Origin of the sequence: Luteococcus sanguinis (assembly GCF_039527675.1) — a bacterium.
In the GTDB taxonomy this organism is placed as follows: domain Bacteria; phylum Actinomycetota; class Actinomycetes; order Propionibacteriales; family Propionibacteriaceae; genus Luteococcus; species Luteococcus sanguinis.
Map to the genome: position 1 here is coordinate 31,935 of NZ_BAAAKI010000016.1, position 24,882 is coordinate 56,816.

At 67.6% G+C, this 24,882-nt stretch carries 23 protein-coding genes; 5 read left to right on the forward strand and 18 right to left on the reverse strand.

All coding sequences use genetic code 11. From position 1 onward, the window contains the following. Positions 1-80 precede the first annotated feature (80 nt). From ABD089_RS11190 to ABD089_RS13855, 6 genes are all read right to left on the reverse strand, one after another. Positions 81-1,517, reverse strand: a complete 1,437-nt coding sequence (locus tag ABD089_RS11190) for an FAD/NAD(P)-binding protein (RefSeq protein ID WP_343886488.1) — start codon at positions 1,515-1,517, stop codon at positions 81-83. Further along, the gene (gene sbnA, locus ABD089_RS11195; protein ID WP_343886489.1) at positions 1,514-2,518 is read right to left on the reverse strand and encodes a 2,3-diaminopropionate biosynthesis protein SbnA; all 1,005 of its coding nucleotides are present in this window, start codon (positions 2,516-2,518) and stop codon (positions 1,514-1,516) included. Before sbnA ends, ABD089_RS11190 begins: the two co-directional genes overlap by 4 nt. 204 nt (positions 2,519-2,722) lie before the next feature. Further along, positions 2,723-3,358, reverse strand: coding sequence for a pyridoxamine 5'-phosphate oxidase (gene pdxH / locus ABD089_RS11200; RefSeq protein ID WP_343886490.1), 636 nt, complete (start codon positions 3,356-3,358; stop codon positions 2,723-2,725). 9 nt (positions 3,359-3,367) lie between these two features. Continuing rightward, entirely contained in the window at positions 3,368-3,949 is a 582-nt protein-coding gene (locus ABD089_RS11205; RefSeq protein ID WP_343886492.1) for an endonuclease domain-containing protein, read from the reverse strand. A gap of 768 nt (positions 3,950-4,717) precedes the next feature. Next, on the reverse strand, positions 4,718-5,299 hold the full coding sequence (locus tag ABD089_RS11210; RefSeq protein ID WP_386769483.1) for an IS5 family transposase: 582 nt from the start codon (positions 5,297-5,299) through the stop codon (positions 4,718-4,720). Further along, a complete protein-coding gene (locus tag ABD089_RS13855; RefSeq protein ID WP_386769484.1) occupies positions 5,217-5,612 on the reverse strand; it encodes a transposase in 396 nt (131 codons plus the stop codon). The genes ABD089_RS11210 and ABD089_RS13855 overlap by 83 nt, the downstream gene beginning before the upstream one ends. Positions 5,613-5,804: 192 nt before the next feature. On the opposite strand from ABD089_RS13855, the gene ABD089_RS11215 reads away from it, so the two are divergent. Continuing rightward, positions 5,805-6,545 carry a hypothetical protein gene (locus tag ABD089_RS11215; protein WP_343886493.1) on the forward strand — a complete coding sequence of 247 codons (741 nt, stop codon included), beginning with the start codon at positions 5,805-5,807 and terminating at the stop codon, positions 6,543-6,545. 26 nt (positions 6,546-6,571) lie between these two features. Here the strand turns inward: ABD089_RS11215 and ABD089_RS11220 are convergent, their stop codons facing one another. Next, positions 6,572-7,228 (reverse strand): class I SAM-dependent methyltransferase, encoded by a 657-nt coding sequence (locus ABD089_RS11220; RefSeq protein ID WP_343886495.1) that lies wholly within the window; start codon positions 7,226-7,228, stop codon positions 6,572-6,574. Between the two features lie 137 nt (positions 7,229-7,365). On the opposite strand from ABD089_RS11220, the gene ABD089_RS11225 reads away from it, so the two are divergent. Further along, entirely contained in the window at positions 7,366-8,430 is a 1,065-nt protein-coding gene (locus tag ABD089_RS11225; RefSeq protein ID WP_343886496.1) for a hypothetical protein, read from the forward strand. 46 nt (positions 8,431-8,476) lie between these two features. Beyond that, positions 8,477-9,526 carry an NAD(P)-dependent alcohol dehydrogenase gene (locus ABD089_RS11230; protein ID WP_343886497.1) on the forward strand — a complete coding sequence of 350 codons (1,050 nt, stop codon included), beginning with the start codon at positions 8,477-8,479 and terminating at the stop codon, positions 9,524-9,526. A 171-nt stretch (positions 9,527-9,697) separates the two neighbouring features. Here ABD089_RS11230 and ABD089_RS11235 read toward each other — a convergent pair whose 3' ends face one another. Then, positions 9,698-10,213, reverse strand: coding sequence for a MarR family winged helix-turn-helix transcriptional regulator (locus ABD089_RS11235; protein WP_343886498.1), 516 nt, complete (start codon positions 10,211-10,213; stop codon positions 9,698-9,700). Between the two features lie 110 nt (positions 10,214-10,323). Continuing rightward, positions 10,324-11,178, reverse strand: a complete 855-nt coding sequence (locus ABD089_RS11240) for a D-hexose-6-phosphate mutarotase (RefSeq protein WP_343886499.1) — start codon at positions 11,176-11,178, stop codon at positions 10,324-10,326. A 185-nt stretch (positions 11,179-11,363) separates the two neighbouring features. Here ABD089_RS11240 and ABD089_RS11245 point away from each other — a divergent pair, with 185 nt between their 5' ends. Next, positions 11,364-12,161: a PIG-L deacetylase family protein gene (locus tag ABD089_RS11245; RefSeq protein ID WP_343886500.1), complete on the forward strand. Its 798-nt coding sequence runs from the start codon at positions 11,364-11,366 to the stop codon at positions 12,159-12,161. 191 nt (positions 12,162-12,352) lie between these two features. Here the strand turns inward: ABD089_RS11245 and ABD089_RS11250 are convergent, their stop codons facing one another. The 6 genes from ABD089_RS11250 to ABD089_RS11275 form a co-directional block, all read right to left on the reverse strand. Further along, positions 12,353-13,807 carry a glycoside hydrolase family 32 protein gene (locus tag ABD089_RS11250; protein WP_343886501.1) on the reverse strand — a complete coding sequence of 485 codons (1,455 nt, stop codon included), beginning with the start codon at positions 13,805-13,807 and terminating at the stop codon, positions 12,353-12,355. Positions 13,808-13,848: 41 nt separating this feature from the next. After that, entirely contained in the window at positions 13,849-15,450 is a 1,602-nt protein-coding gene (locus ABD089_RS11255) for an extracellular solute-binding protein (RefSeq protein WP_343886503.1), read from the reverse strand. A 104-nt stretch (positions 15,451-15,554) separates the two neighbouring features. Then, the gene (locus ABD089_RS11260) at positions 15,555-16,496 is read right to left on the reverse strand and encodes a carbohydrate ABC transporter permease (protein WP_343886504.1); all 942 of its coding nucleotides are present in this window, start codon (positions 16,494-16,496) and stop codon (positions 15,555-15,557) included. 5 nt (positions 16,497-16,501) lie between these two features. Further along, entirely contained in the window at positions 16,502-17,455 is a 954-nt protein-coding gene (locus ABD089_RS11265) for an ABC transporter permease (RefSeq protein WP_343886505.1), read from the reverse strand. Beyond that, on the reverse strand, positions 17,452-18,477 hold the full coding sequence (locus ABD089_RS11270; protein ID WP_343886506.1) for a LacI family DNA-binding transcriptional regulator: 1,026 nt from the start codon (positions 18,475-18,477) through the stop codon (positions 17,452-17,454). The genes ABD089_RS11265 and ABD089_RS11270 overlap by 4 nt, the downstream gene beginning before the upstream one ends. 217 nt (positions 18,478-18,694) lie before the next feature. Then, entirely contained in the window at positions 18,695-19,675 is a 981-nt protein-coding gene (locus tag ABD089_RS11275; RefSeq protein ID WP_343886507.1) for a ribose-phosphate diphosphokinase, read from the reverse strand. Between the two features lie 90 nt (positions 19,676-19,765). Here ABD089_RS11275 and ABD089_RS11280 point away from each other — a divergent pair, with 90 nt between their 5' ends. After that, a complete protein-coding gene (locus tag ABD089_RS11280; protein ID WP_343886508.1) occupies positions 19,766-20,152 on the forward strand; it encodes a hypothetical protein in 387 nt (128 codons plus the stop codon). Between the two features lie 75 nt (positions 20,153-20,227). On the opposite strand, the gene ABD089_RS11285 is transcribed toward ABD089_RS11280, so the two are convergent. Genes ABD089_RS11285 through ABD089_RS11295 form a run of 3 tightly spaced genes read right to left on the reverse strand, consistent with a single transcriptional unit; the run spans position 20,228 to position 24,871 of the window. Continuing rightward, positions 20,228-22,681, reverse strand: a complete 2,454-nt coding sequence (locus ABD089_RS11285) for an alpha-amylase family glycosyl hydrolase (RefSeq protein WP_343886509.1) — start codon at positions 22,679-22,681, stop codon at positions 20,228-20,230. Positions 22,682-22,698: 17 nt separating this feature from the next. Beyond that, positions 22,699-24,012, reverse strand: coding sequence for a glycosyltransferase (locus ABD089_RS11290; RefSeq protein WP_343886510.1), 1,314 nt, complete (start codon positions 24,010-24,012; stop codon positions 22,699-22,701). Positions 24,013-24,046: 34 nt separating this feature from the next. After that, entirely contained in the window at positions 24,047-24,871 is an 825-nt protein-coding gene (locus tag ABD089_RS11295; protein ID WP_343886511.1) for a metallophosphoesterase, read from the reverse strand. Between the last annotated feature and the right edge of the window lie 11 nt (positions 24,872-24,882).

A 24,882-nucleotide genomic window follows, 5' to 3' on the forward strand; every position in this document is an offset into this window, starting at 1 on the left:
ACGATTTGTCGACACGTCGAGCAAGGCCAGCCCTAGGGGTGGGCATCTTTCGCTGCGGGCAGACCTGACTGGCGCGCCGGTCAGTGACCCAGGACGCGACCGGCCCACCGGGCCGGCAGGTCATGCAGTTCACAACTCAAGGTGTCGTTGCCCACCACCACGTCCTCGACCGGACGTCCCACCGACGACAGGCCGCGTCCCAGACGTCCCTCACGATCGACCGCCAGACCCCGCTGCCCGGGAGCGAGCCGGGCATGGCCCTCGGCCAGCAACTGGTCCACCAATGGGGTGCGCGCGTGATCGGCGCCGGGCGGTGCCAGCACGGCGTCCACCACCCAGTCGGCGGGAGCATCACCGGCGGGCACCTGGTGGATGCCCGCGGCGTCGATCCGGACGCCGCGGTCCAGCCAACTGGTGTCGACCACGCCCTCGTCGATCAGCGCGAGCAGGCGACGCGCATTGCCCAGCGGCGGGCCGAAGGTGAGCCTTTCCAGCGCAGCGGCGCCGTGCAGGAAGGCCGACCAGTCGTCCGGATCGGGATCGCTGAACGACAGTGCCTGGACCACCTCGGCGTAGCGCACCGACCAGGTGCGTCCCAGCGCCCAGGCGGGCCCGGGCTCGCGGCTGCCGTCGGCGACCTGTACCGAGCGGCGCAGCGCCTCCGCAGCCTGCCCGCGACCCAGGTCGGGTTCCCATCCAGTGGCAAGGGTGCGCGCGATCTCATCCGACCGGTGGCTGCGTCCGGTGACCCGATTGAGCAGATCCAGCGCGAGGTGTTCCACGGCGTCCAGCACGGCCAGCGGGTTGCGGGGCAGCTCGACGGCGGCCGGGTCGTCGAGCGGGGCAGGTTTGGCACCCAGCAGCTGGCCGGTCCGGGCCGTGGGCAGGATCGCGGCCGGCCGGTCGGCGCGGTCGCGCCCCTCGGTCAGCGCCAGCGCCAAGTCGATGAAGGTGAGCGCGGCCCCGCGGGTGGCGACCCTGGCCCCGGGCTGGATGGATGACAGCTGCTCGACCGGGTAGACGCTCGGGATCAGCGGCACCTCGGAGCTCCAGCCGTGCACCAGGGCGCCGTCCCAGTCAGGCGCATGTCCGGTGGCCAGCAGCACTTCGTCCGCCTCGAGCAGGTCACCGGACGAGAGGCTGGCGCGCCAGCCGTCGGCACTCGGCTCCAGCTGGACGACCGATGCCCGGTGCCAGGTGATCGGGAATGGCGCATCGGCGCGCAACCGTTCCCAGGCCTCGGCCAGATAGCGCCCCACCAGCGCGCGCGGGACGGCGTCCGTCGTCTCCAGACCTGCCCACTCCACCAAAGTCGGCAGCGGGGGCTGGTGGACGATGCGGGGGCTGACGTTGAGCCGCAGGTAATCGGGCTGGCTGGGGTCGTAGCCGGCGCCGGTGCCGGGTGGGGTCGGGTCGACGACACCCACTTGGAGGTCGGTTCGTCCGTTCGCGTGGGCAACCAGTTGTCCGAGGGCCTGCAACCCCTTGGGCCCAGCTCCCACGATCAGGATCTTCATGACGCCACTTCCGCAACGAGTTCGTCCATGTCGGTCCTGCTCAGGCCCAGCTCCTGGGTGACCCACGCGTCGTCGTGGACGGTGTCGAGGTAGGCCGAGCCGCCGTCATGCAGGATCGCCGCAACCCTGTCGCCGGTGGAGAACCGGGCGTGGGACAGGGCCCAGACCACCGCCCCGCCGGAGGCGCCAGCCAAGATCCCTTCCCGGATCGCCAGAGCGCGGCAGCCGGCGACGGCCTGCGCATCGGTCACGCGGACCACCTCGTCCGGGATCACCAGGCGGGAGAGAGGGCTCACGACGCCGGCGCCCATCCCGGGCAGCAGGCGGGTGCCCTGCTCACCGTCGAAGAGCACCGAACCGACGGCATCGACGGCGACGACCCTGGTCGCCATGTCGTGCTCGCGCAGGTAGTCGGTGCAGCCATTGATGGTGCCCGTGGTGGAGACGGCGACGAAGAGGTGGTCGACGCGATGGTCCAGGGCCCCGGCGACCTCGCGCATCGTCCCGTCGCGGTGGGCTGCGGGATTGGCCGGGTTCGAGTACTGGTCGAGCGAGATGGCGCCGGGGATGGTGCGCAGCAGTTCCGCGACGCGCAGGTGGCGGGCCCGGAGCAGGTCGCCAGTCTCGGGATCGGGGGTGTCGACGAGGCTGACCTCGCCGCCCAGCGCCCGGATGGTCGCGACGGTGGACCGGTTGGCGCGGCTGTCCACGACGCAGATGAAGCGGACCCCGGCCAGGGTGCAGGCGCGCGCCAAGGCCATTCCCAGGTTCCCGGAGCTGGACTCGACGACCGTGCCGCCCCGTTGCAGCCGGCCGGTGTCGAGGGCGTCGCGGAGCATGTTGAGGGCGGGGCGGTCCTTGGCGGAGCCACCGGGGTTGAAGGACTCGAGCTTGGCGAAGACCTCGGTGTTGGGGAACAGTCGCGACAGCCGGACGAGTGGGGTGCTGCCGACCACGTCCTGGATGGATGACACCGGCGCGGGCGGCGAGGGGAAGACCATTCGGCGACCGTAACGCGGGGCACCTGGTCTGACCACCCCTTTTGGTGGGTTCTTTGGGGCGTGCTCGGTCGGTGCTGTTCAGCCGGTGCTGTTCAGCCGGTGGTGTTCAGCCGGTGGTGTTCAGCCGGTGCTGTTGACACGGTGCTGTTGAGACGGTGCTGTTGAGACGATGGTGTTCAGAAGGTGGTGTTCAGAAGGTGGTGTTCAGGGGGCCAGGCGCTCCTTGTTCCAGTTGCCGTGCTCGTCGAGTCGGTAGCGCAGGCGGTCGTGCAGCCGGGATGTGCGCCCCTGCCAGAACTCCCAGGTATCAGGCACCAGGCGGTAACCGCCCCAGTGGTCGGGGCGCGGCGGGCGCGGGCCGAACTGGGCGCCGTACCGCGCGGCGTTGGCAAGCAGCACGGCGCGGGTGGCGATCACCTGGCTCTGGGGGCTGGCCCAGGCGCCGATCCGCGAGTCGATCGGTCGCATCTGGAAGTACTCGTCCGACTCCTCGGCGCTGACCTTCTCGACGCGCCCCTCGATGCGCACCACCCTTTCCTGCTCGACCCAGTGGAACTGCAACGCGGCCTGCGGGTTGGTCGCCAGTTCCTGGCCCTTGCGCGAGTCGTAGTTGGTGAAGAAGACGATTCCCTGCTCGTCGAAGCTCTTGACCAGCACGATGCGGGTGGACGGGCGCCCACCCTCGCCGACGGTGGCCAGGGTCATGGCATTGGGCTCGGGGATGTTGGCGGCCTTCGCCTGGTCGAACCAGGCGCCGAACTGGTTGACCGGGTTCGCGTGGCTCACCGACTCGTCGAGTTCGCCCTGCTCGTAACTCTTGCGCATGCCCCTGATGTCCATGTCCCGAGCCTATGCCGGGCGCGCCAAGCCGTCCTGGGGGCCCGGCCACTGTCTTCGAGGCCGCGGCACGACGCCGCGCCCGCCAAAATTGCCACCAGAGAGCAATCCGGTCCCGGGGAGGGACCGAAAGTTGCTCACCTGGCGATCTTGGCGGAAGTTGTGGCTGGTCAGGAGCGCGCACAACTCGTTGAGCACCGCTCGAGGGTCCTGGCGGATACGGCTCGGGGGGAAGTGGAGCACCCGATACCCGTGCGACTCGAAGGCGTTGTGGCGCTCCCAGTCGTGCTCAATGGCCTCGCGCGACCCGTGGTGCGTCCAGCTGTCCACCTCGACGACCACCTTGACGTTGTCGAAGACCAGGTCGCCGATGTAGAACCGGCCGCCGATCCAGTCGGGCGCGTTGCCCTTCCATCGGCTGATGCCAGCCCCACGCAGAAGGTCGTGGAAGTCCAACTCGGCGACCGACCAAGGGTTGTTGCGCACGCGAGCCGCCGTCATGCGCCAGGTCTCCAGCCGCGCCCATTCCGCCGTCACGCGCAGGTCGGCCGGTGTGAACGCGCCCGTCCGCAACCCGTGGAAGAGGGTGTCCATCTCCCCATGGTCAGCGGCGTCCAGGGCGCTCGCGGCGGGATGGCGAGCCAGGTGTGCCCATGGGAGATCGTCAATTCAGGCGGAAGCGGTCGGGTCATGAGGAGCGTGAGCCCCGCTGGCGGAGCCGAACGCGACCGGGCCGTTCTTGCGGCGACGGAGCACACCGGCGCCCCAGGCCACCAGCTCAGGGCTGCGGCGGCGGTGCTGGTGAACACGGCGTCCGGTCGCCACAACCAGGTTGCCCGGACCATGCTCTGCCACCGGCTGTCGTCGCTGGCCATCACGATCCCCGGCAATGGCCTCCTGGCCAGACCATCGGCGACCGCGGACCTGATCGCCCACCTGAGTTGGGGGTGGTCCTTGTCGCGCAGTGCCCCGCCACCGACATCCGGGGCCCGCGCCAGTTCGTCCCGATTCTTCATCGCCCCAGTTGATGGCCTGACCGGCTCATCCGAAAGCGGGGCATTCGCGCCTGTGGACAACTTCGGGCTTTTCGCCGCGTCCTGTGGAAAAGGTTCTCCGCCAAAATCGCCCGCTCAGGGCGATCCGGTCCCGCCACGGGACCGGATCGCCGTGAGCTGCGCGTTCTGGCGGAATGTCACCGACCCCAGCCCCGGGCCACCCGTGATCCGCCAACGGTGGACCCGTTGGCGGCGCCCCCTCAGGAGGCCTGAGGTCAGGGCCGTGCGCGACGAGGTAGCTCACGGCAGAGGGACGACGACTCACCCACTCGTCGTCTGACGACTCCGCGTGGCGACGCTGGGGCCCCTAGAGCGTGTCTGACAATGTCTTGGTCCAGGCGATGACGGCGTTGAGGACGACAGCGGCGCGGTAGACCACGGCGTGCTTGTCGTAGCGGGTCGCGAGTCCTCGCCACTGCTTGATTCGGCAGTAGCCGCGTTCGATGACGTTCCTGTTCTTGTAGTCGGAAGCGTCCAGTCCGACCGGTCGTCCGCCGCGTGACCCGCGTCGTTTGCGGTGTCCCTTCTGATCGTCCGGTTCAGGGATCACGGCCTTGATCCCGCGGGAACGCAGGTGCCCTCGGATCGCGCGAGACGAATAGGCCTTGTCGGCACGGACCGCGTCGGGCCGAGTTCTGGGCCGGCCCGTCTCGCGCCCGACTCGTAGCTGCGCCATCAGCGGCAGGAACATCGGCGAGTCACCCGCCTGGCCTGGGGTGATCAACGTGACCAGCGGGAGCCCGTTGCCATCGACGAGCTGATGGATCTTCGTCGACAAGCCGCCTCGGGAGCGGCCGATGCCGTGATCAGGCGGCTCGAGCGTCAGATCCTTGTAATTCGATCCAGCCCCCTGTGAGCCGGGTCGTGTTCGTCGCATGCTGATGCGCACGGGCGATAGTGGAGTCCACCGACAGCGACCAATCGACCATCCCCGCAGCGTCCGCGGCAGCGACGATCTTTGCGGCCACCCGATCCCACGTCCCATCGAACGCCATCCGGCGATGCCAGGTCCACACCGTCTGCCAGGGACCGAATACCTCTGGCAGATCACGCCACGCGATCCCTGTCCGGTAACGGTAGACGATGCCCTCGACCATCGTGCGGGCGTGGGAGAACCTCCGCCCCGGCCGGCCCGTGGGACGCGGCAGCATCTCCTCGATCAACGACCACTGAGCATCCGAAAGCACCTGAAACCGCGACACCCATCGAGACTCCCAGCCGCAGCCCCCAACCTCTGTCAGACACGCCCTAGCTGAGCGCGCGCCAGTGGGGCACCGTTCGTGAGGACCACACCGACAACGGCGACGCCTGGAACGCCTTCCCCTTCCACCACGCCCACCTACCGCTGGCGAGTTCCGCGCCGACCGCAACCTCGAGCCGATGGCGGTGGCCCGATGATCAACGCACTCAATGCCGAACGCATCAAGTTCCTCACCACCCGCGGCTGGATCTTCGGCACTTTCGCCTTCGTCGCGCTGGCCTTCCTGCTCCCGGTCGCCAATGCAATGACCGGCAACGACCCGGTGCGGGCGGACGGGTCCTATGGCGGCGTGCTCGGCTTCGCGATGATCGCCGCGATGGTGGTCGGGGCGACGCTGGTCACCCAGGAGTACCGCTACCGGATGGTGCTGGTCTCGCACCAGGCAGCCCCGAAGCGCTGGCAGCCGCTGGCGTCCAAAGCCGTCCTGGCTGCCATCTACGGCGCGGTCATGTCCGCGCTGATGACGGTTGTCGTTGCGCTGGTGGTCAACCTGATGGTCGCCTCGAACCGCCGCGCGGACTTCGACCCGGCCGCGCAGGCCGGCACCATCGCGACCACGGCCCTGACGGTCGCGCTGATGTGCGTCTTCGCTGTGGGGCTGGGCGCGCTCGTCCGCAGCACCTCCGCAGCGGTCGCGCTGGTGGTGCTGTGGCAGACGCCGATCGAACTGGTGCTGGGGATGCTGCCCGGCATCGGCAAGCAGCTGCAGCCCTACCTGCTGTTCAACAACACCATGGTCGTGGCCGTTGGCCAGACCCCGGGCGGCGTGCAGCTGCACTGGGGCCAGGCCGGAGCCCTGCTCTACCTGGCGGCCCTCGCAGCGGTGGCGATGGTTCTGGGGCTGTGGCGCACACATCGTCCCGTCGCCGACTGATCCCGTCCCGCCGCGTCACCGAGGAGTCAGGAGAGCCGGGTCGCCCGCACCACGTGGTCGCGGGTGTGACCGGCTCCCCGGCCCTCGGTGACGCTGCGTTGGCGCTCCTCGTCCGTCTCGATGCGCCAGCCCTCGTCGGCGGCGAGCACCGAGACGACCTGCTGCGTTGAGAGGAACTCGTCCGGGTCGAAGCCATGGGACCGCTGCTGCTCCGGGTCGAGGACGTGGTGGACGAAGACCAGCGCACCGCCAGGTGCGACCAGCCCCGACAGCTTGGGCCAGGCCATACCGCCGGCGAGCGGGATGACCGGGTACATGCAGCTGACGAGGTCGAAAGGACCCTCCACGGCCGCATCCGAGAAGGAACCGACCACACCCGTGACCGGTAGGTCGCCAGCTGCTGCGAGTGTCCGTTCGACGGCATTGGACGAGATGTCGAGCGCGGTCACCTGCCAGCCCCGCCGGGCCAGCCAGACCGCGTCCGCGCCCTCGCCGCATCCCACGTCCAGCGCCCGTCCTGGTGCGAGCCCTGAGACCTCGTCCACCAGGGCCTGGTTGGGATTCCCGCTCCACACCTGCTCGCCGGAATAGCGCTCGTCCCAGTGCTCCACCGAGTGCGGGTCGAAGGCGATCCTGGGTGCGTCGTGCTGGTGCCAGTGGTCGTGGCAGGCGTGCTCGCTCATGGTGGGCAGGGTACCCAGCAGGTGCAACGGTTGAACGCCCATTACCTTGGTTTGCTGTGTCCACACGGAAACCGTGTTTTGTCGAAGGGCCCGCGGATGGGAAAATGGTGGCTCACGTCTTTCAGGGAAGGGTGGCCATGGCCGGCTCGAAGCGCGCACTGGACGCGGAACAGCCGCGACCCCGTCGTGCTCTGGACGCGGAGTACCCCGCCGCTCCTCCCGCTACCGGGGAAGATCACAAGGAGGCCGAGCCGACCCCCACCCCGGTCCCGGAAGCCGCACAGCAGAAGGGTTCGCGGCCGGGACGTCTGGCGGTGGCCACCGGGGTGCTGGCCGTTGCGCTCGTAGGCGCTGCCAACCGGGCTCCGGCCATTGCAGCGCTGGGGCTGCTGTCCACCGCGCCGGTGGCGATCACGACGCCCATCCCCACCTCGATCGCCAGCCTGGCTCCTGCGCAGCGGGTCGTTGAAACCCAGGTCAAGCAGACCAACAAGCCGGTCAGCCGCAGCAGTGCTCGTCCAGCGGTCACCGTCAGCCCCGCCGACCCCGCCATGCCGCGAGCCGTCGCCGGGATCCCGCAGCCCTGCGCTGCCCAGCACCCCTACCCGGCCGGCGCCACCCCCGCCGAGGTCAAGGCCCAGCTCCAGCGCTGGTCTGGCATCAGGCTCACCGGCCCAGGCTGGGCAGAACCGCAGAACCACACGCTCGTCCGCATCACCTGGGAGACCCTGGACGGCCTCGGATGCACCGACTACGTCGATGACGTGAACAAGGCGTACCCCGGGTTCGCGCTCTACGCCGGGCCCACCCGCAGCTGGGCCTGGGGTGACTGGGGCCTCACCCATCCAGGGGCGGTGACGCTCGACTTCGCGAAGTGGCGCACGGTGCAGTCCGACGACCCGGGACGACTCGTCCGCATCCTCGTCCACGAGATCGGGCACGCCTGGTCGCTGGTGCCTGCCAACCGGACGGTCTACTCACAGTTCGCGTCCCGCTACGCCAAGCTGGGCAACTTCGGCCCCTATGCGTACAGCAGCAACGAGACCTTCAGCGAGATCATCGGGTACTACGTCGCCCGCTGCGCCAACGACAATCCCTACGACGCCACGAAGTACGCGCCCTACTACTCCTACGTCCGTGAGCACGTCTTCGCCGGACGAGAATTCGGCCCGGCGGCTGGCGAGGCGGTTTCCTGCGGTTGAACCGCGCGCGAGAATGGCCGGGCCATCCCTTTCCTAGGAGGATCCCATGCCTGAAGTCCTGGCCTACGCCACCGACGACAAGTCCTGCCAGTTCCACAAGACCACCATCACCCGCCGCGAGCCCGGACCCACGGAGGTCTTCTTCGAGGTCAAGTACGCGGGCATCTGCCACTCCGACATCCACACCGCCCGTGAGGAGTGGGGCCCTGCGCACTTCCCACTGGTACCCGGCCACGAGCTGGCCGGCATCGTCACGATGGTCGGCAGCGAGGTGACCAAGCACAAGGTTGGCGACAAGGTGGGCGTCGGTTGCTTCGTCGACTCATGCGGCGAGTGCGAAATGTGCCAGGCCGGCCGCGAGAACTTCTGTACCAGCCGCGAGAAGCCCACCGTGTGGACCTACGGCTCGATGGGCCGCGACGGCAAGTACACCGACGGCGGCTACTCCCAGGGCATCACCGTCGAGCAGGACTACGTCTGCCGCATCCCCGACGAGATCCCCTTCGAGAAGGCCGCGCCGTTGCTGTGCGCCGGCATCACCACCTACTCCCCGCTGAAGCGCTGGGGCGCCGGCCCCGGCAAGAAGGTTGCCGTCGTCGGCATGGGTGGTCTGGGCCACATGGGCGTGCAGATCGCCGCGGCCATGGGTGCCGAGGTCAGCGTGATCTCGCAAACGATGAGCAAGGAGGCGGACGGCAAGAAGTTCGGCGCCACCAACTACTACGCGATGAGCGAGGATGGCATCCTCAAGAAGCTGCGCGGCAGCTTCGATCTCATCCTGTCGACCATCTCGGCGGAGAGTGACCTGGACGCCCTGCTGGGCACCCTGAGGGTGGACGGGGTGCTTGTCGACGTCGGCCTGCCCGAGCACCCGTCCACCTTCCGCTTCGGCAGCCTGATCGGCGGCAACAAGGCCATGGCCGGCTCGAACATCGGCGGCATCGCCGAGACCCAGGAGATGCTCGACTTCTGTGCCGAGCACGGCATCGCGCCGCAGGTGGAGATCATCTCGGGCGAGGAGATCACCGAGGCCTACGACAAGGTCGTTGGCTCCAAGGTGCGCTACCGCTACGTGATCGACACGTCCACCTTCTGATCCCCGAACCGCACGGCAAGCGCTCGGCTGGGTTCGCCCAGTCGAGCGTTTTGCGTGGTCGGCGGTTGAGGTGCTGGCCAACGAGGTCGGGGTCGTCAGGCTGTGCAGCCCCATCTCGTCGACGACCACGACATGCGATGGCCGGGGTTCTTGTGGGGTTGTGCGTTGCGCTCAGCCGGCCTTGCGGCGCCCAGCTGGTTGGGTGCGACCGGCCGAGGAGTGTGCCAGTTCCTCGCGGTAGAGCTCGCAGGCGCGCTCGAGGCGCGAGATCACCCTCGACACGGTGGTCAGCTCGTCTGCTTCGAACTCCGCCAGGGCCACCTGGGACAGGCTGTCCAACGGACTGACATAGCCCTGCGTCACCTCGCGACCATGGGCGGAACGCACCAACAGCACCTTGCGACGGTCGTTCGGGTCGCTCTGGCGCTCGACATGCCCCGACGCGACCAGACGCTCCACCAGATAGGTGACCGCACCCGAAGAGAGGCTCAGCTGCTGGGCCAGTTCGCCGGCAGTGAGCTGCAGCCCGGACCGCTCGGCGGCATCCATCATGCACAGTGCCCGGAAGTCGTTTCCGTGGAGCCCCTTGGCCTCGGCGTAGAGATGGGCGGCGCGATCAAGGTGACGAGCAAGTTCGCGCACCTGGGCTACCAGCTGGGTGTCGAGTTCAAGGGTCCGGTTGGGCATTGGAGCACTCTAGTGGCCGATGATGGCCGACCGGCCCACCCCAACGCGCGTGGAGAAGCCCGCACCCAATGACAAGCCCGAACCCAAGAACAAGGGTTTGGTGTGGGCAGTCATCCGACCCGGTAGGTCGCGACCATCGCGTGGCGTTGCCCCGGCTGGAGGGTGACCGCGTGCTCCTTCGCATTTGCGGTCTCGATGCAGCAGAACAGCCGCGCCTGGTCAGCTCCAAGGTCTCGCATCGTCGCGGCCAGTTCCTCGCCGGGGTTCCACACGACGGTGGTCGCGGAGTTGTGCTTGCCCACGGTGATCGTCCGCTGGTCATCGGTCAGGACGGCTTGTGCGCCAGTGGAGTAGACGCGGTCCAGTTCGCCGTCGAAGGTGATCTCGCCGACCTGCGTGCCCTGGGTGGGCTCCCCAATGGTGTCGAGGTAGTCGTCCCCGTCCAGGCCCTCGATGCGGACCTTCGAGATGTCGTCCACCGCCAGGTAGGTGTGCAGCGCCTCCTCGAACTCGACCGCTTCCGCGCCCGCTGTCACGATCAGTCGGACGACGAGCTCGGCGCCGAACTCCGCCTCAAGTCGAGCCACCACGTCGGTCGGGAAGCCATGGGTGTCTACGTCGGAGCCGGTGAGTTCGTAGGCGATGGTTGCGACGCCGTCGGTGACGGACGCGTCGACCAGTCGCCAGTCGGCGGTGCGCGCGAAGCCGTGCCGGATGGGGGCCTGCCCCTCCTTGCCGGAGTCGAACCAGGGCCAGCAGACGGGGATCCCGCCGCGGATCGCCTTGCCCGGGGTGAAGACCGCGCAGTCGCTGGTGAACAAGACCTCGGACTGTCCGGACGGGGCCCAGCGCAGGACGTGCGCCCCCTGGTCGAGCACCAGGCCGGTGCAGGCCTCGGTCTCGATCAGGACTCCGGGCATGGGGTGAGTGGTCCGGCTGATGCCGGTGGGCAGGTCAACGCTCATGCTCCGATCCTCCCCGATGGCGGGCCCAGCCGGAAGGGCGGTGGCCACAGGCGCATGGCCAGCGTGACCACCTGGGGGGAACACGACGAAATCATCGGGCCGGACAACCGGGCACTCGGCGTATCGGCGACGCACGGGCGTTTCGGCGAAGTGGGCGTTGCGGCGATGGTGGAACAATGTTTGACGTGTCAACTCTTGTCTTCGTCCACGCCCACCCCGACGACGAGGCCTCGCAGACCTCCGGGACGATGGCCCGCGCGGTCGCCGAGGGCCACCGTGTCGTCCTCGTCCTGTGCACTGATGGTTCACAGGGTGAAGTACCGGATGACCTGGCCGCGGGTGAGGACGTCGTCACCCGTCGGCGCGCGGAGGCGGCAGAGTCGGCCCGGGTGCTCGGCACCCACCGCGTCGTCTGGCTCGGCTATCGCGACTCCGGGATGACAGGGTGGGACGCCAACGAGCACAACGACTCCTTCCACCTCGCCGACCTGGAGGAGGCTGCCGGGCGGCTGGCCGACATCCTTGACGAGGAGGACGCAGACGTCGTCAGTGGCTACGACTGGCACGGCAACTACGGCCATCCCGACCACGTGAAGGTGCACCCGGTCACCTGGCGCGCGGCGGCACTGGCCAAGCGTCGTCCGCGGGTGTTGGAGAGCACGATGAACCGGGACCTGATGCGGCGCGGCTACGAGCAGGCGAAGGCGGCCGGTATGGACCTGGGCTTCGACCCGGACGCCAAGGGCGACGACGGCAACCCGATCGGCACCCCCGAGGCGGAACTGCACTGGCGCGTCGACATCAGCGGTTACCTGGAGCAGAAGCGCCAGGCCCTGCTCTCGCACGCATCCCAGGCCACCGACATCGGTGGCCTGACCGGCATGCCGGAGGAGGCGTTCGCCACCGCGATGGGCCTGGAGCACTTCCGCGAGCACGGGCGTCCGAATGGCATGGTGCTGGGCTGGCCCTTCGGCGCCGCCTGAGCAGGCCCTCTGAGCAGGCCCCCTGAGCAGGCCCCCTGAGTAGGCTCTCTGTCAACGCCACCGGTACCGGCTGGCCAGGCGCATTGATCCCGGAGCCTGTCGCGGGGACTCCGGCCAGTCGCACTGAAAATCGGACGAAATCATTCACTTGCACGATCAACGCGCAGATCTGGTCCACCCTCGTCCGGTTTTCAGCCTCCCACGCGAGTTTCCTGCGACAAGCCCTCCAGCGCCACCTGCACCCCGACTGCCTCCACCTTGAGCGGAGCGTCGCTGGGGAAGGTCTGGACGCAGGCCGTCAAAAGGCCATCGGCAAGGAAGATCTCGACCAGACCGTGGTCTTCGACGAGCCGGAACTCCACCGGCCCCTCGGGGAGCGGGATCCGGAAGCTCTCATGCCCCTCATGCACCGGCACAATGCTGCCCTCGGCGCGGTCAATGATGAGAGAGTCCTGGACGCGGTGCACGCTGAGGGAGGTTCTGAGGTCTGGCCCCGAACGGCTGAGCGTGATCAGGCATTCCTCGGCGGGCAACACCCCGCGGAGCTGCCAGGCACCGAATCCGCGTGCCAGCCCGTTGGTGTCGAGCTCCGCAGGGACTGTGGGAGGGAGCAAGGGCGTCTGGCGCAGCTCGTCGCCGTCAAGGGTGAGCTCGCGAACCAGCGACATGGCCGAGGCCCACGGTCGTGTCGGGGACTTGCCGGCATAGACCCAGTTGCTCATCCAGCCCATCACCCGCGGCGGTCCATCGACGCCCGAGAAGCTCACTGCGGCGTACTGGTCGGGCCCATGGTCGAACCATCGGACCTGTTCGGGGTTCTCGGCCACGAAGGTGTAGCCGTCGAAGTCGCCCAGGAACCACTGCATGCCCGAACCACCTGCGGGGCCATGGGACCCAATGCTCATCAGGAGCACCCACCGAGACCTGGCCTCGCCCTCGCAGGGCACCTCGACGAGGTCCGGACACTCCCAGATCCCCTCGGGTGCTCCTGCTGGGCCGAAAGTGCTGGCCAAGGTCCAGCCCACCAGGTCTGCGGAAGTGTGAATCACCAGCTGGCGGTGTGCCGCTTCGACGGCCACCATCACCCACCGTTGCGTCGGCGGGTGCCAGAAGACCTTCGGGTCCCGGAAGTTCCGGGAGCCCCTGGACAGAACGGGGTTGTCCGGATGCTTGTGCCAGGTCATGCCCTCGTCCTCGCTCCAGGCGAGCGACTGGGCCTGCTGGGTTCCGTGCACGGGATGCCCCTCGTAGGCGCTCGTGTACAGGGCCACCAATGGACCTTCGCCGTCCGTCACCAGTCCAGAGGTGTTGTGCTCGTCCCAGACGACTGACCCCGAGAAAATCCCCTCGTGCTCGTCCCCAATGATGGCGACGGGGAGTTCCTGCCACCCGAGCAGGTCATCGCTCACGCTGTGGCCCCATGACAAGTTGCCCCAGACGCGGTCGTGGGGGTTGTTCTGGAAGAACATGTGGTGCCGGCCACGGTGGGTGATGAGGCCGTTGGGGTCATTCATCCACGTGTCTCGGGGGGTGAAGTGAAGGGCGGGACGCAGGTGCGGCGTCTCGGTCGTGGCGGCCACGTGGGCCCGGCCAAGGTCGGCCGGGCCCACGTCTTCGCCTGCAAGGACATGGTCCAGATCAGGCATCTGTGTTCCTCGTCGGTGTCGAATTGCTCGGTGGTGGTTGCTCAGCCCTGCTGGCTCTTGAAGCGGTCATAGGCCTGCTGGTACACGCCCGTCACCTCATCGATGCCGATGCTCTTCAGCTTCGCAACGTAGGCGTCCCATTCGCTGTCTATCGTGCCCTTGACGACCCAGGTGGCGAACTTCTCCTTGACCAGGGTGTTGATGTCGGTCACGGGATCGGTGACCTGCTCGAGCTCCTCGTTGCTGAGCAGCACCGGCGGGAACTTGTCATTGGCCTTGTAGGGCTCGAAGTACTTCTTGCAGATCTCCTGGCGTTCCTTGGCGCGGGGTTCGGGGGCAACGACCTTCTCGAAGTCCTCCGCGGTGGTGACCTTGGGACCGCCCGGGGCGACCTTCTGCCGACGCTCACCTTCCGACTCGCCGGCCTTGGCCGGGATCTGGACGAGGATGCCCTGTGCGTCCTTCTCGAGGGTGGTACCGATCGGCCCCCAGCTGGTCTGCGCTGACATGGCCGGGTCGTACAAGCGGTCAACCCAGCGCATAGTGGCATTCGGGTACTTGTTGGCGCGGGTGATCGCGAAGGCTCCGCGATTGATCTCCTGGTTGTTGGCAACCGACGCGCGCTGGGTGCCGTCGTTGCCCTTCAGCACACCCACGAGCACGTAGTCGTCGTTTCGGTCGGCGCCGACGGCCTCCTTGGACTCCCACCAGAAGAAGGCGCCGAGCACCTGCGGCGTCGCCTTGCCCTTGGCCAGGTAGGCGGCATCGTCCTGGGAGAAGGACTCGGAGTCGATCAGCCCCTCCTTGTACCACTGGCCCAGTTCCTTGACGCCGGCCTTCCAGCCGTCGGTGGCCGCGGTGAAGACGACCTTGTCATCCTGGACGATGCGGTGGTCGTTGTTGTCGGGCACGCCGCCCACTGCGGCAATCAGGTCGTGCGGGTTGGCGCAGAAGGAGTCGGTTCGGAAGCTGAGCGGGATGACGTTCGATCCGCGCTTCTTGAAGGCAACCAGTGCCGCCTTCAGCTCGGCCATCGTGGTCGGGACGGGCAGACCGGCCTCGTCGAGCCACTTCTTGTTGATGTACAGGAAGTTCGGGTAGGGCAGGATGCCCAGTTCCTCGACGGCCGGGAGGGTGTAGATGTGCCCGTCCGAGGCGGTCATCGCGGACTTGATGTCGGGACGCTTGTCGAAGATCGCCTTGAGGTTGGGGGCGTGCGTATCGATCAGGCCCTCGAGCGGGATCAGGGTGCCATTGGTGCCGTTGGCGACGATCTCGGCGTCCGAGAGACCGGTGTTGAACAGGGCATCCGGCAGGTCTCCGCTGGCCAGCATCAGGTTCTTCTTCTCCTGGTAGACCGTCTCGGGCAGGTTGTCCCAGGTGATGTCGATGTTGGTGTCCTTTTTCCACTGCTGGACGAGGGACATCGTCTCGTACTTCGGGGCCAGGGCGGATTTGGTGCCGGAGAACTTCAGGGGCAGCGGCTTGGTCGTGATGGGAAGACCGGTCTCCTGGTAGCCGAAGGCGTCCGAGGCATCGGACACTGCGACGCTGGCGCTGCCGGAGCCGCCGTTGGAGCAGGCGGAGACGACGGCGGAGGCGGTGATGCCCAGGGATCCGAGCAGGAGGCTGCGACGTTGCATGGTGGTTGCCTTTCAAGAATTGTGCTGGTGGGTGGTCGTGCAGAGATGGGTGTTTCAGTGTTCGGTGGTGCCTTGGTGCGGGGTGCCGTGACCGGATGCGGGCGTCACTTGAGGGCGCCGAGGGCCGCGCCCTTGACGAAGTACTTCTGCATGAAGGGGAAGATCGCCAGCAGGGGGGCCGTGGAGACGACGATCATCGCGTACTTGATGAGCTCGCCGAGTCGTTGCGCGGCGGCGTATGAATCGATCGATCCGGTGTCCATCGAGGCGGATGCCTGGGACTGGATGAGCACATTGCGCAGCACCAACTGGAGGGGGTATTTGGCTTCGTCACTCAGGTAGATCATCGCGTCGAAGTAGCTGTTCCAGTAGCCGACCATGTGGGTCATGGCCATCAGGACGATGAGAGGCTTGGTCATGGGCAGGGCGATGCGGAAGAAGAAGTTGAAGTCGTTGGACCCGTCCAGCTGCGCCGCTTCACGCAATTCCTCTGGAACATTCTGCTGGAAGAAGGTGCGGGCGATGATCAGGTTCCAGACGCCCACGGCACCGGGAAGGACCACGGCCCAGATCGTGTCCAGCATGTGCAGCTGCTTGACGACCAGGTAGCGGGCAATCAGACCACCGTCGAAGAACATCGTGATGACGAACAGGATCATCACCAGCTTCTGGCCGGGCATGTCCTTGCGGGAAAGCGCATAGCCCGTGGCCAGAATGATCGAAACACTGATGAAGGTGCCGACGGAGGTGTACAGCAGCGAGTTGGCGAAGCCGCGAACCATCGCGTCATTGGCGAACAGCGTCCGATAGCCGTCCAGCGTGATGCCCTTCGGGAGGAACCACACCTTGCCCTGCTGGATCAGGTTCGGGTCGCTGACCGATGCGATGACGATGAAGTACAGCGGGTAGATGATCAGGGCCATGGCCGTGAGGAGCAGCCCGATGCTGACGACGGCGAAGGAGGGGTCCGCCATCCGGGAGAGCAGGCCCTGGGGCTTGCGGAGGTCTGCGTCGCGGACGGGCGTGGACAGGGAATCTTGACTCATGGGGCTCACCACAGGCTCGACTGGTTGGCCCTGCGAGCGACCCAGTTGAAGGTCAGCAGCAGGATGAGGTTCAGGACCGAATTGAACAGCCCGATGGCAGCGGAGTAGCTGAACTGCGCGTTCTGGAGACCGATCTTGTAGACGTAGGTGTTGATGACTTCGGACGCGGGCAGGTTGAGGTCGGTCTGCATCAGGTAGACCTTCTCGAATCCCAGGTTGAACAGGTTGCCAATCGCCAAGATGAACAGGATCGTGATCACCGGGAGGATGCCGGGTAGGTCGATGTGCCAGATCCGCTTGTACTTGTTGGCGCCGTCCATCTTGGCGGCCTCGTGCAGCGAGGGATCGATGGCTGTGAGTGCGGCCAGGTAGACGATCATCGAGAAGCCAGCGTTCTGCCAGATGTCCGAACCGATGAACAGTGGGCGGAACCAGCCAGGGGAACCCATGAAGAAGATCGGGTTGCCACCGGTGAGTGAGATGGCTTGGTTCACGAGCCCCGAGCGCGGGCTGAACAAGAGGTAGATCATGCCGACCACGACCACCACCGAGATGAAGGAGGGGGCGTAGAGGACGGTCTGTGCGAACTTCTTGAAGCGCTCGCTGGTGAGCTGGTTGATGATCAGCGCCAGGATGATCGGCACCGGGAACGCGATGAGCAGGCCGAGCGAATTGACCGTCAGGGTGTTCACCAGCAGGCGCTCGAATTGGAAGGAGTTCACAAAGCGCGTGAAGTGCTTCAGCCCGACCCACGGGCTGCCACTGAAGCCGTCCACCGGGTTGTAGTTGCGGAAGGCGATCTGGGCCCCGTACATGGGCCAGTACTTGAACACGAAAAGGTAGATCAGGCCGGGCGCCAGTAATACGTATAACTGCCATGACTGGCGCATCCTTTGCAGCAGGGGAGCCCGCCGTACGGGGGCGGCGGCTCCCTTCGCGGCCAGGGTGCGGGACTTCATCGGCTCTCCTTGGGTTGGGTTGTTGACCCTCTGGTCGCGATGGGGCAGTGGCGCGCGTCGGCCAGGTCGGCATCACCGTCGACCAAGGCGCGGACCGCGCGTCGTCCCATCTCGTCAAAGGGAAGTTGGAAGGTGGTCAGTGCAGGGAGGAAGCACTCGCGCAGGGTGTCCTGGTCGTCGAAACCGACCACGGAGACGTCCTCGGGGATGCGCAGCCCGAGCTCGGCCAGGGCCTGATAGCAGCCCAGAGCGGTTCGGTCGTTGCCGCAGAAAACGGCGGTCGGACGGTCATCTTGGCTGAAGAGCTGACGCCCCAGTTCGAGTCCACTGGAGTGGCCCCCCGTGCCGTGCAGGATCCATTCCTCGCGGGCCTCGACGCGGTGGTCGGCGAGCGCCTCGCGGAAACCTTGCAGGCGCCCGGTCGCTGCGGGAAGGTGCATCTCCTCCGGTGCGATGTTGATCATCGCGATCCGGCGGTGGCCCGCGCCCAACAGGCACTCGGCCGCCTCGCGCCCACCTCGGACCTCGTCGGGGAAGATGCTGGGGGCGGCACCTGAAGCATCCTCGGCGTTGGCGACGACCACGGGTACTTCGCGCAGGGCCTTGGGCAGGGAGACGATCCGGTGGTACATCGTGGCGTAGATGATGCCCACCACTCGGTAGCTGAGCAGCATCTCGATGGCGGCAGCCTCCAGTCGCGGGTCAGCGTTGGTCTCGACCGAGAGGAGCACGTGGTCCCTTGCCCATGCCTGTGCCTGGGCGCCCCGGATCAGTTCTCCCGCGAAGGGGGCGGTGGCCACCTCGTCGCCGATGAACCCGATCATGCGGGAGTTGCCTTCCCGCAACGCACGGGCGTGGGTGTTGGTGCGGTAACCCAGCTCGGCGGCGGCCTCGTGGATCCGCTGCGCCTTCTCAGGCGATACCCGCCCCTGGGCGGCATCATTCAGCACCATCGAGACGGTCGCCTGGGAGACGCCCGCGCGCTTCGCGATGTCGATCATGGTGGCGTGACGCTGGACCACGGGCCCCTCCTAACAGCATCGTTATACGTATAACTGAATTGTGGGCAAAGTTCCGGTCGAGGTCAAGCACCCGTTACTGGATCGTTATCGCGTATGCGCAGCGCCAGTTCTCGGCTGCTGTTGCCAGGACGGGCCCCTCGACAAGCTCGGAGAGATCGTGGGCGGGTGCTTGGGGAACGCAGGTGGGCAGCTTGGGGGCGAGCTGGACCCCCTCAGATCACCAGAGACCCTCGGGGGCGGGCGGTGGCGCGTACTTGGGATCGACGCCGCGGAAAAGCTTGCTGACACTCTTGCCCTGGTGGGTGCGGGCGATCGCCTCGGCGAACAAGGGGGCGACGGTACGCACCTCGAGCTCAGGCCAGTCGGTCGGGCTGGGGACGGTGTTTGTGGTGACCACCTCGGTGATCATCGGATGCTTGCGCAGGTTCTCGACGGCGCTGCCGGAGAACAGACCGTGCGTCGTGGCGACCGAGGCCTCCACGCAGCCGAAGTCGCGTAGGCGGTTCATCAGCTCGATGATCGAGCCGCCGGTGGCGATCTCGTCGTCCAGGACGATGGCCTTGCGCCCCACCACGTCACCAACGATGGAGTCGATGACGACCTTGTCGTCCGCCAGTCGCTTCTTCGACCCAGCGGCCACCGGAACGCCGAGCAGGCGCGCGAAGACCGACGCCTCCTTGGCATTTCCCAGGTCGGGGGAGACGACCACGCAGTTGGTCAAGTCCTGGCCGCGGTAGTGCTCGGCGAGCACGCCGATCGCGGTCAGCTGGTCGACCGGAACCGAGAAGAAACCCTGCACCTGGGGGGAGTGCAGGGTCATGGTGAGGATGCGGGTCACGCCGGCGGTCTGCAGCAGGTCGGCGACCAGACGGCCACCTAGCGAGATGCGGGAGGCGTCCTTCTTGTCGCTGCGCGCGTAGGCGTAGTGCGGGATGACGGCGGTGATGTACTCGGCGGACGCACCACGCGCCGCGTCGATCATCAACAGCAGCTCCATCAGGTGCTCCTGCGTCGGCGGCACCAAGGGCTGGATGATGTAGACGTCCCGACGACGACAGTTGGCACCCAACTGTGCCTGCAGGCAGTCATTGCTGAAGCGCTTGATGTCGGTCCAGCTGAGGGGCACTTCCAGCCCGGCACAGATCTCCTCCGCGAGTTCGCGGTGGGCCGAGCCGGAGAAAACGACGAGGTCCTTCATGGTTCTCCCGATTGTGCTGCCTGACACCCGTCCCGCCAGACGACGTGCGGGGTCAACAGTATCGCCTCGAGCCACGGCTAGGCTGAGGGCATGGCTTCCACGAACACCCCCGCCCTGTCCCGACTGTCCGCCACCGCGGGTGGCCTGGTGCTGCTGATGCTCCTCCAGCTCGGCATGGGCATCGGCATCCTGTCCAGCGGCAATGGCCTGCGCGACGCCCACGGCGGCATCGGCTACCTCATCTTCCTGGTCTGTGCGGTCGCCGCCTTCTTCGCGTGGCAGCTGTCCAAGGTCGACGCCTCGGCCAAGGGCGTCTTCTTCCACGCGCTCAGCCTGCCGGTGCTGGCGATCCTGCAGATCGGGCTGGCCGAGATGGACGGGATGAAGTGGGTGCACGTCGTGCTCGGCATCGCCCTGCTCGTCGACGCCCTCGGCCTGTTCATGATGACCCGCAAGCGCTCCGGCGCCACCGTCTGAGCGTCCCCCGGCCACCGAGTCCCCGGCCACCGAGGCCCCACACCGAGGCCCCACACCGGGGCCCACGGGACCGCCTCAGCGGATCCGCAACCAGACCGTCGTCTCGCCCGGCAGCTGCTCGCTGATTGGGCCGGACGACAGCAGCACGTCCCCGGTTGGCAACGGCACCGGCGTCGTCCCGAAGTTGGACACCACCTGCCAGCCGCCCGGACGGACGAAGTGCAGCACGGTGGCCTCCTCCGAGGGCACCCACTCGAGCGATTCCGCAGCGCCCAGCGCGCGGCGGATCCGCAGCGCCCGCTGGTAGAGCGTCAAGGTCGAGTCGTCCACCCCATGCTGCGCCTGGACGCTGTAGTGCCCGAACCACAAGGGCTGCGGCAGGTGTGACCCCGCCGCTCCGAAGCCGTAGGACCGGCCGCTGCGCGTCCACGGGATCGGCACCCGGCAGCCGTCGCGGCCGACCTCCACGCTGCGGTTGCGGAAGAAGGAGGGGTCCTGGCGCTGATGGTCGGCGATCTCGGCGACCTCCTGCAGGCCCAGTTCCTCGCCCTGGTAGATGTAGGCCGAGCCGGGCAGGGCCAGCATGAACAGCGCCGCGGCGCGCGCCCTGCGCAGGCCCCGCGCAGCGTCCAACATCGTCGGGTCGCCGCCGGCCAGCAGCCAGTCGCCGCCGTACTTGCGCAGCGGGAAGCCGGTGTGGTCGAGGCCGGGGAAGGGGGTTCCGTAGCGGCTCGCGGTGCGGATCGTGTCGTGGTTGTTCAGCGTCCACGTCACCGACGAACCCGAGCGGGCCGCCACCTGCAGGCACTCGTCCACCACGGCGTGGAAGACGGCCGCGTCGTACTCGGCCAGCAGCAGGTCGAAGAAGAAGCTCTGGCCCAGGGTCTCGGGGCTGGCGTAACGAGGGACGCGTTCGGAGGCGACCGAGGCCTCCGCGACGGCGGTACGGGGCGGGTCGTAGGAGTCGAAGACCTGGCGCCACTCGCCGTAGATCTCGGCCAGCTCGTCGCGGTCGGCCAGCGGGTGGTTGCCGTCCATCGGCAGCTCGAGCAGCTGGGCCTGTGTGGGCAGCTCGTCGGCCAGGTCCTTGGCGAGCATGTGCGCCGCGTCCACCCGGAAGCCGTCGACGCCGCGGTCGGCCCAGAACCTCAGTACGTCCAGGAAGTGTGCCCTGACCTCCGGGTTTGCCCAGTTCAGGTCGGGCTGTTCCGTGGCGAAGGTGTGCAGGTACCACTGGGCGCGCTCGCCATCGTGGCCCTCGACGCGCGTCCACGCGGAGCCGCCGAACAGGGAGGTCCAGTCCGAGGGTGGCTGGGTGCCGTCCGGGCCGGACCCGTCGCGGAAGTGGTAGCGCTCCCGCGCGGGCGATCCGGGGGCCGATGCCAGCGCCTCGACGAACCAGGGGTGCTCGTCGGAGGAGTGGTTGGGGACGATGTCGACCAGTAGCCGGATGCCATTGCCGTGCAGGACTGCAACCAGCTCGTCGAAGTCGGCCAGGGTGCCGATCCGGGGGTCGACGTCACGGTGGTCGACGACGTCGTAGCCGCCATCGGCCAGCGGGGAGGGGTAGAAGGGGCTCATCCATACCGCGTCCACACCCAGCTCGACGAGATGCTTGATGCGGGAGCGGATCCCTTGCAGGTCACCGATCCCGTCACCATTCGCGTCCGCGAAGGAGCGCGGGTAGATCTGGTAGACCACGGCCTGGCGCCACCAGTCGGGGTCGGCGGCGATCGTCGCCAGTTCATTGGTGGGGGTGGACTGTTCGTCCGATGACCGTGCGAGGCCGAAGCTCATGATGGTGCTCATCACGTCCTGGGTCTGCCCGCCGACGTGGACGATCGTCGTGCCGTCGGGCTGCAGGGTCAGTTGGGTCGCGTGCCGGCGTAGGGCGGCTTGGACGCGGGGCAGGTCGTACGGGAGTTCGAACCACTCCACCCCGGGACCCTTCTCGCCACGCACCTCGGCGACCGGCGTACTGGTGCGCTGCGCGGCAGCGTGGACGACCTCGTGCATCCGCACGTGGTCGGGGTGGCCGTAGCCGCCGGCCGCGTCGTAGCTGACCAGCAGATCATAGGGACGTCCATCGGCCGCCGCCGCATCCAGCAGCGCGCACAGGTCGTCCACCTGCTCGTCGAGCGGGCTGACGGAGAACGCGCGCTCGTCGGTGGCATCGGCGGGGCCGGCCACCTCGGGTGTCACCCACTGCATGCCGGAGTCGCGGTAGCGGCGGGGCTCCCGGCCGGCGCCGCGGGCGGGCGCGGTGCCCAGGAAGTAGTGGTTCTCGACGCCCAGTTCGGCGATCGCGGTGCGCAGTTCCGCCTCACGCACCGAGGTCAGTTCGTCCGTTCCGAACAGGTCGCGCCATGGTCCCTCGGTTGTCTCGCCCATCTCGCCGCGGGTGGCGGTCAGCACGTCCGCCGGGATCCCGACGTCGTGCAGGTGGGCCAGTAGCGCGCCCGTCGACAGGGTTTCGTCGTCGGGATGGGCGTGACAGCACAACACCCGGGTGGCCGCTTCGAGAATCATGCTGGCCATCCTTGCAGTCAGCTGCCGAAGGTGCCGTTCTCGGGGGCGGCAGCGGCGGGGCTCTCGATGCCGAGCAGCCGGCGATAGTGGCTGTCCAGCTGCTCCGCTGCGCGCTCCCAGCTGAACCCCAGCGCACGTCGTCGCGCCGCTTGGCCCATCGCCTCCAGCTGGGACGGGTCGCGCATCAAGTCGGTCAGGGCAGCGGACCAGTCCTCCGCCTCCCGGGACTTCAGCAGTACCGCGGTGACGCCGTCCTGCACCGCCTCGACGAGCCCGCCCTCGGCCTCGGCAAGCACCGGGACCCCGGCGGCATTGGCCTCCAGCGCGATCAGCCCGAAGGTCTCCGAATAGGAGGGGACCATGACAACGCGCGCCCCGCGCACCAGCCGGGCGAGGTCATTGCGGCTCTGCGAACCCAACCAGCACACGCGATCGTTGATACCGAGGTTGGCCGCAAGATCGACCAGTTCGTCCCGATAACCCTGGAAATCCTGGCTGGTCTCGCCGGCGATCACCAGCGTGGGACGCAGCTCGGCCGGGACGCCGGCCACGGTCATCATCGCCAGGTCGGGGGCCTTGAGGGGCTGCAGTCGGGCTGCGAACAGGACGTAGCCGTTTGGGTTCGACTTGATGCAGGGGCCGAACTGCTTCGGCTCGTCCTCGCCGTTCAGCTCCGGGCGCCAGGGGCGGTGCGGGTCTCCTGGCTCGTGGCACTCGCAGCTGCCCTCGGGACGGAAGAGGTCGGTGTCGACGCCCGGGTGCACGACCACGACCCTTTTCGAGTCGGCGCCACAGCGATCGATGATCGTCCGAGCCTCGGCGTGCGAGACGGCCACCACCAGGTCGGATTCCTGCGCGATCACGCGCTCGCCCTCCACCCGTCCGGGTGATTCGGGCGGCTCACCCTCACCGAGCGGACGATGGGGCAACGCGGCCACGGAGTGGAAGCTCTGGACGTGCGGGACGCCCCACCGCTGGGCGGCGCGCAGGGCGGCGACACCGGACATCCAGTGGTGGGAGTGGACGATGTCATAGGGCTCCAGGTCGGCCACCATGGCGTCGGCGAAGGCACCGATCCATTCCTCCTGCGCGCTCTTGGCCAGCGGCTCGGTGGGGCCGGCGACCAGGTGGCGCACCTGGACATTCGGCGCGATCTCCACCACCACAGGGGTCTGGTCGTCGCTGCGACGGGTGACGATCTCGACCTGGTGTCCGAGCTCACCCAGTGCCAGTGCCTGGGCCACCTCGACGACGTTCATGCCACCTGCGTCCTTCGACCCTGGAGCGTCCAATGGGGAGGTGTGCAGGCTGATGAAGCCGATGCGTGACATGCAAAAACGCTAGCATCCGCGGAAAATTTGGACCCTAGGGATGGAGCGTGATGAGCGTCACCTGTGCGGGGTCCAGGAAACGCAGGGGGGCGGTCTGTCCCGCGCCGGAGTCGATGTAGAGCCTCGAGTTGCCGACCGTGAACAGTCCCTTGTCGTAGTCGGGCAGGAATCCCTGCCCGGGCGCATAGAGCGCGCCGATGAAGGGCAGTCGCACCTGGCCACCGTGGGTGTGGCCGCAGATCGCCAGTTCGGCGCCGGAGGTGGCCAGGTCGTCGACGATGGCGGGGTCGTGCGTGAGCACTAGCTGGAAGGCGTCGGTGCGCGTGCCGGCCATGGCTGCGGGCAGGCTCGCGTCCGAGTCGTAGTAGTCGGTGGTGCCGAGCAGGTCGAGGTTGCCCCAGGGTCCGTCGAAGGTGGTGTGCGTGTTCGCCAGCACCGTGACGCCGTGCTTCTCGAGCGTCGCGGTCACCGCCGGCAGGTGCCCCTCCCAGTGGTCGTGGTTGCCCTGCACGTAGTAGGTGGGGATCTTGAGCGCGGCCAGTTCGGTCATGAAGGCGTCGAGCCGGCCGTAGTCGGAGGTGTAGGTGTTCACCACGTCGCCGGTCAACGCAATCAGGTCGGGACGGGTGTCCCTGGCGTGCGCGACCACTTGGTGCCAACGGGCGGCGTCCTGGTCGTGGGTGTCGGTGATCTGGAGCACGCGCAGGGTGCCGTCCAGCTTGTCGGAGGCCAGGTCGAGCGTCGCGAGCTTGACGCTGGCGATCTCGCGCCGCGACTCCAGCACCAGCCCGGCCAGCAACAGGGCGCCGACCAGCGCGAGTGCGGCGAGTCGGCGGAGCCAGCGATGAGTGCGGTGCATGGTTCCAAAGG

Excerpts from the sequence above, each read along its gene's own strand:
- ABD089_RS11215 (WP_343886493.1), top strand. The coding sequence starts at position 5,805 with ATGATCAACGCACTCAATGCCGAACGCATCAAGTTCCTCACCACCCGC.
- ABD089_RS11260 (WP_343886504.1), bottom strand. The coding sequence starts at position 16,496 with ATGAGTCAAGATTCCCTGTCCACGCCCGTCCGCGACGCAGACCTCCGC.
- ABD089_RS11290 (WP_343886510.1), bottom strand. The coding sequence starts at position 24,012 with ATGTCACGCATCGGCTTCATCAGCCTGCACACCTCCCCATTGGACGCT.
- ABD089_RS11285 (WP_343886509.1), bottom strand. The coding sequence starts at position 22,681 with ATGATTCTCGAAGCGGCCACCCGGGTGTTGTGCTGTCACGCCCATCCC.
- ABD089_RS11190 (WP_343886488.1), bottom strand. The coding sequence starts at position 1,517 with ATGAAGATCCTGATCGTGGGAGCTGGGCCCAAGGGGTTGCAGGCCCTC.
- ABD089_RS11250 (WP_343886501.1), bottom strand. The coding sequence starts at position 13,807 with ATGCCTGATCTGGACCATGTCCTTGCAGGCGAAGACGTGGGCCCGGCC.
- pdxH (WP_343886490.1), bottom strand. The coding sequence starts at position 3,358 with ATGGACATCAGGGGCATGCGCAAGAGTTACGAGCAGGGCGAACTCGAC.
- ABD089_RS11275 (WP_343886507.1), bottom strand. The coding sequence starts at position 19,675 with ATGAAGGACCTCGTCGTTTTCTCCGGCTCGGCCCACCGCGAACTCGCG.
- ABD089_RS11255 (WP_343886503.1), bottom strand. The coding sequence starts at position 15,450 with ATGCAACGTCGCAGCCTCCTGCTCGGATCCCTGGGCATCACCGCCTCC.
- sbnA (WP_343886489.1), bottom strand. The coding sequence starts at position 2,518 with ATGGTCTTCCCCTCGCCGCCCGCGCCGGTGTCATCCATCCAGGACGTG.
- ABD089_RS11280 (WP_343886508.1), top strand. The coding sequence starts at position 19,766 with ATGGCTTCCACGAACACCCCCGCCCTGTCCCGACTGTCCGCCACCGCG.
- ABD089_RS11230 (WP_343886497.1), top strand. The coding sequence starts at position 8,477 with ATGCCTGAAGTCCTGGCCTACGCCACCGACGACAAGTCCTGCCAGTTC.
- ABD089_RS11205 (WP_343886492.1), bottom strand. The coding sequence starts at position 3,949 with ATGGACACCCTCTTCCACGGGTTGCGGACGGGCGCGTTCACACCGGCC.
- ABD089_RS11265 (WP_343886505.1), bottom strand. The coding sequence starts at position 17,455 with ATGAAGTCCCGCACCCTGGCCGCGAAGGGAGCCGCCGCCCCCGTACGG.
- ABD089_RS11235 (WP_343886498.1), bottom strand. The coding sequence starts at position 10,213 with ATGCCCAACCGGACCCTTGAACTCGACACCCAGCTGGTAGCCCAGGTG.
- ABD089_RS11295 (WP_343886511.1), bottom strand. The coding sequence starts at position 24,871 with ATGCACCGCACTCATCGCTGGCTCCGCCGACTCGCCGCACTCGCGCTG.
- ABD089_RS11225 (WP_343886496.1), top strand. The coding sequence starts at position 7,366 with ATGGCCGGCTCGAAGCGCGCACTGGACGCGGAACAGCCGCGACCCCGT.
- ABD089_RS11240 (WP_343886499.1), bottom strand. The coding sequence starts at position 11,178 with ATGAGCGTTGACCTGCCCACCGGCATCAGCCGGACCACTCACCCCATG.
- ABD089_RS11220 (WP_343886495.1), bottom strand. The coding sequence starts at position 7,228 with ATGAGCGAGCACGCCTGCCACGACCACTGGCACCAGCACGACGCACCC.